Here is a 730-nt window from a genome sequence, read left to right on the forward strand (position 1 = left end):
CGTTCGCTCGCCGAGGAGCCGATCGTCCGTCTGATCCTCGACGGCACCGTGGTGCGCGTGCGGCTCGACCGCAAGGCAACATCGATGCTGCTGCTTGTCATCATGGGCGTCCGTGCCGATGGCCAAAAGCTGCTGCTCGCCGTCAAGAGCATGGGCAGCGAGAGCGCCGAGGCTTGGCGGACCGTCCTCGACGATTTGATCAAGCGCGGCCTGCAGCGTCCCGAATTCCTCATCGTTGACGGCGCAGGTGGACTGGAGAAGGCCGTTGCCGCCGTGTGGGATGGCGTGCCGGTGCAACGCTGCACTGTCCACAAGCACAGGAATCTGCTGGCGCATGCGCCGGAACGCCTGCACGAGGAGATCACGGCCGACTACAACGACATGATCTACGCCGCGACACCGGAGGAGATCACCGTCCGCCGCAAGGCCTTCCTGCGCAAGTGGCGGCTCAAGCATCGCGCCGTCGCCGACAGCCTCGAGGAGGCGGGCGAGAGTCTGTTTGCGTTCGTTCGCCTGCCACCGAGCCAGTGGAGGAGCGCCCGCACCACCAACGCGATCGAGCGGCTGCACGAAGAGTTCAAGCGGCGGATCAAGACGCAAACTGTGCTGCCGTCTGCCGAGACCGCTGCGATGTTGTTCTGGGCGCTGCTGGCTTCCGGGCAGATCAGCATGCGCAAAGTCGACGGCTGGCAGACCCTCGCCAGCAAGCCCATTGCTCAGCCGGTTGATC

The 730-nt window shown here is 65.2% G+C and carries 1 protein-coding gene; it reads left to right on the top strand.

Features of this window, described 5'->3' with window-relative positions:
* Positions 1 to 730 (top strand): IS256 family transposase (locus tag ACZYOF_RS44150; RefSeq protein WP_463719644.1); only part of this gene is annotated, 730 nt, incomplete at both ends.

This window comes from Bradyrhizobium sp. LeoA1Lang (genome assembly GCF_055413685.1).